This window comes from Pseudovibrio sp. W74, from assembly GCF_001623085.1.
In the GTDB taxonomy this organism is placed as follows: Bacteria; Pseudomonadota; Alphaproteobacteria; order Rhizobiales; family Stappiaceae; genus Pseudovibrio.
In genome coordinates this window covers 194,606-197,678 of sequence record NZ_LMCJ01000046.1, presented here as the reverse complement: position 1 = coordinate 197,678, position 3,073 = coordinate 194,606, and the positions used below count along the sequence as shown (strand labels likewise).

Annotated in this window: 6 protein-coding genes; 1 reads left to right on the top strand and 5 read right to left on the bottom strand. The window is 55.0% G+C overall.

Annotated elements, in window-relative coordinates:
* Positions 1–376: VCBS domain-containing protein (locus tag PsW74_RS28480; protein WP_193777975.1), on the bottom strand; the 376-nt coding region annotated here is incomplete at its 3' end.
* Between the two features lie 227 nt (positions 377–603).
* On the opposite strand from PsW74_RS28480, the gene PsW74_RS21250 reads away from it, so the two are divergent.
* The gene (locus PsW74_RS21250; RefSeq protein ID WP_063288284.1) at positions 604–1,227 is read left to right on the top strand and encodes a hypothetical protein; all 624 of its coding nucleotides are present in this window, start codon (positions 604–606) and stop codon (positions 1,225–1,227) included.
* Positions 1,228–1,247: 20 nt separating this feature from the next.
* On the opposite strand, the gene PsW74_RS21245 is transcribed toward PsW74_RS21250, so the two are convergent.
* The 4 genes from PsW74_RS21245 to PsW74_RS28965 all read right to left on the bottom strand — a co-directional run.
* Positions 1,248–1,442, bottom strand: coding sequence for a hypothetical protein (locus PsW74_RS21245; protein ID WP_063288283.1), 195 nt, complete (start codon positions 1,440–1,442; stop codon positions 1,248–1,250).
* Between the two features lie 76 nt (positions 1,443–1,518).
* Positions 1,519–2,022, bottom strand: coding sequence for a thermonuclease family protein (locus PsW74_RS21240; RefSeq protein WP_063288282.1), 504 nt, complete (start codon positions 2,020–2,022; stop codon positions 1,519–1,521).
* Between the two features lie 224 nt (positions 2,023–2,246).
* Positions 2,247–2,468, bottom strand: a complete 222-nt coding sequence (locus PsW74_RS21235; RefSeq protein WP_063288281.1) for a hypothetical protein — start codon at positions 2,466–2,468, stop codon at positions 2,247–2,249.
* A partial coding sequence (locus PsW74_RS28965) for a hypothetical protein (RefSeq protein ID WP_206599949.1) occupies positions 2,465–3,073 on the bottom strand: 609 nt, incomplete at its 5' end. The genes PsW74_RS28965 and PsW74_RS21235, both read right to left, overlap by 4 nt.

The window sequence follows — 3,073 nt, the reverse complement described above, 5'->3', positions numbered from 1 at the left end:
AGTTCGGCGAAAGAGTAACCGAGGAGCCCTCGTCGGTACTAGCTGTAACGGAGTAGGTGATAGGCCCGTCATTCTGGCCAACGATCTTCACAGTAACGGTGGCTGTCGCACTGGCACCGTTACTGTCGGTTACTGTGTAAGTAAAGATATCCTCAGCAATTTCATTTGCGGCCAGATATTCAAAATGGCCGACCGGATTGTAAGAAAACGTGCCGTCATCATTTATGGTAACTGAACCAACAGTACCGGCAGTATCAACGGTAAAGATGTGAGTATCTGAAGTGTCGTTATCGTAGATGACAGGAATAATCTTAAGAGAGAAATCTTCACTTCCCCCTGTATCAACATCGAACGCCAAAGGAGTAGAATTGGTCATTTAGGACACCATATATAAAACAATTACGAATGCAGAACTCATATATGCATGAGAAAATATGGTTGTAAATCGATTTTGATAATATCTAGGGTTGTTGGTAAGCTAGAAACTGCGCTTTGGGAACGCCCCTGCACATGCAAGAGTAATGCACGTTATTTTTCAGAGTGACACAAGATTTCTTCCGGCATCATTTCATTCAGATGCCCCAGTTTTATTGCGGAGGCGGAATGCAAATTGATCACTTAAGTCAATATTTTAGCAATGGCTTTTCCATCGAGAACGGTCAGCAGGTGCATGTACCTCTTGTCACCTTTGAAGAGTGGATGGAACGTCCCGACGTGCGAGACAGCTGGATCAAATCCACACAAGACGGCTTCGACAAAAACATGAAGTATCTTGATGGAGCCACAGCACATTATCAGGCGATGCAGGACATGATGCCCAGATGGATCAAGCAGGATTATGAGCGTCTGGTAAAAGCTCAGAGCAATCTGGCGCAGGCACAAACTCCAGAGGACCGTGCCGTCTATCAACTCCACGTAGACACTGCGCAAAAGGAGCTGGATCATCTTTACGATGTGCAGCAGAAGATGAAAGATCCAAACTACAAGATCGAGTGGATGGAGCAGCAGGACTACTTCGATAACGTCGCCCAGTTCCTACCCGATAAGTCATCCGAACAGGTCAAGCAGACCTATCTGGATGGTGGCGACCTGCGCAAAGGCTTCAACGCTCTTGAGGCCCTTTTGACTTCAGAGGTGTTCCTCCCCGGAAAAGCGCCCGTGCTTCCGCCACCAATCGTGTGGACCGGTGCGTCCAGCAAACACGCAAACATTGGCCATCCAGCCTAAGCCCCAGTCTAGCTGATGAGCTAGTTCTTCTCCCGCAGTTGCTTGCGCTTGAGCTGAATATCCAGAAACCGCAGCCAGACCACGAAGGCGGCACCGAGCACGGTCAGCAGAATTATTGCGGCCTGCAGGAGCGGTTCTGCGTAGCCCTCCCAGATGTTGGCGATCCAGGCAGAGCCTAAGGCTGCGGCGGTAGAAATCTCGTTACGGGTGATCATGCAGCCCTCTCCTCAAAACAAAAGAAAACCCGGCATCGTGTGAGGCCGGGTTGAAGCGTCTTTTCCTGTGCCGGACTTAGTTTTCCAGACACCACGGCGCTGCTTTGGTGCCGCCGTCGTAAGTCACCGCATGGCCGTTTTGGATGAGCAGTGCTCCCAGATCCCGCCCATCACTCAGGGCCAGTTTGCCCACGGCGCGGCCCGCATATTTGCCAAGCTTTACCCCGGTCAGCAGCAAGGTGTCATCCGGCTTTACATGGGCCTTCACAAACTCGGTTGCTTTAAGGCCCAGTTGCTTCTCATGGGTCTTGATATGCGCCGGCACATTCGCCGCTTTGCCGCCATAGAGCGCGGTGCAGCCGGTGCTGCGCTTTTCCGGCGTATCAATGCCCTCCAACCGCACATCCACGCGTTTGAAGTCCATGGGCCAGACCTCCACAAACACGCGCAGCGTATCGGCATCAATGACTTTGATTGTCCTGGCGGTGTAGGGCCCGGGCAGCGTCCGGCTCTTGGCCAGCCCCTGCTCCGCGCTCGCCCAGATCGTCAGGCACAGAATTGCTGTCAGAAGATGTTTCATGGTGACCTCTTAAGGCTTGGCAGGCCGGTTGCTGCCATGTATCGATGACGCACACAGCCCGTCGCAGGGCCTGATAGTGCGCTGTGATCTGCCGCAGCTTTGCATGCCGCGGCAGGGTTTCCAGCTCCTGAGCCACAGCGGCGGAGTACGTCAGGCTGTAGGGGTGGAGCGTTGGAGTGGGAAAGCGCCAGTCATACCCAGCGGGCTGTGTTGGCGGGGACGGATCAGAGCCCGTGCTTGCGCAGGCGCTCAGGCACATCATCAGGGCTATCATCCAGCAGCTCGCGATGGGCCGCAGCCTCTGCCTCTCTGGCCCGCTGCTCAAAGTCATGATGCTCCTCCGTCTTATTGAGCCGATCGGCGCGGGTTTGGGCACGCTTCTGGTCAAGACGGCTGAAGAGCGCTTCGACCACGGCTTTGAGGAAGACACGCAGCAGCTGGCTCATGTGCTGCCCTGCCCGGTCGCGCGATCGCCCTGCTGGATTTTCTGCAAGGTTCGGGGCCCCACACGTCCAGAGACAAACTCGGCCAGATCATCCGGCTGCAGCTTGAAATGACGAATGGCGTCGGGGGCTTTTCTGGTGGCATAACCCGCAACCTCGGCCACAAGCTGGGACCGAGAGTGGATGCGCATGGAGGCCCGGTTGCCCTCATAGGCATCTGTCAGCATCTGCCGCAGTTTGGAAACGACAATCTCCTCCAGAGTTTTGCGGTGACGTTCATCCAGCGATACACCCAGGTATCGGTGCAGTAATCGCGCCGCCCATGCCAGAGCTGCCGAGACAAGCGCGCCCAGCAGAGCGATGAGCGTGGGCATCACAGCCTCTGCCAGTGGCGCAAGGTCGATGGTGTAACTGCCATCGTCAGCAGCCAGTGCAGTACTGGCAAAACTCAGGGCGGCAAAGCAAAGGGCGCACAGGCCCATTGCAAGGGATGTAATCCGTTGCATCAAAGAGGTTCCTTTTATGAGTGAGGTGTGGCCGTTAGGAGTTGTCCCAGGTGGCGTTGGTGCCACGTCCGTCCACGTGGATGAAACTGCGGTAAAGGCCGA

What these genes read in the sequence shown, in the direction of transcription:
- PsW74_RS21250 (WP_063288284.1), top strand. Translation starts at nt 604, where the DNA reads ATGCAAATTGATCACTTAAGTCAATATTTTAGCAATGGCTTTTCCATC.
- PsW74_RS21245 (WP_063288283.1), bottom strand. Translation starts at nt 1,442, where the DNA reads ATGATCACCCGTAACGAGATTTCTACCGCCGCAGCCTTAGGCTCTGCC.
- PsW74_RS21240 (WP_063288282.1), bottom strand. Translation starts at nt 2,022, where the DNA reads ATGAAACATCTTCTGACAGCAATTCTGTGCCTGACGATCTGGGCGAGC.
- PsW74_RS21235 (WP_063288281.1), bottom strand. Translation starts at nt 2,468, where the DNA reads ATGAGCCAGCTGCTGCGTGTCTTCCTCAAAGCCGTGGTCGAAGCGCTC.